Here is a 237-nt window from a genome sequence, read left to right as displayed (position 1 = left end):
AATACCGGCTTGATCGGCCTGGGCGTGGTGGCCGGCGTCGCCGTGTCGCTGCAATTTTCCGCCATGGCGCAAAAGACCGTCGAGCCGCCCCTGCCGCTGGAAGAGCTGCGCCAGCTGGCCGATGTGTTTGGCCTGATCAAGTCCGATTACGTCGAGCCGGTGGAAGACAAGAAACTGCTGGAAGACGCCATTTCCGGCATGGTCGCCTCGCTCGACCCCCATTCCGCCTACCTGGAC

The 237-nt window shown here is 63.3% G+C and carries 1 pseudogene; it reads left to right on the top strand.

The features are described 5' to 3' along the window. A pseudogene (locus JEM65_RS21985) lies at nucleotides 1-237 on the top strand (hypothetical protein); the annotation flags it as partial.

This window comes from Gelidibacter salicanalis (genome assembly GCF_016469035.1).
In the GTDB taxonomy this organism is placed as follows: domain Bacteria; phylum Bacteroidota; class Bacteroidia; order Flavobacteriales; family Flavobacteriaceae; genus Gelidibacter; species Gelidibacter salicanalis_A.
The sequence above is the reverse complement of the archived record's forward strand: the minus strand, read 5'-3'. Positions and strand labels throughout refer to the sequence as shown.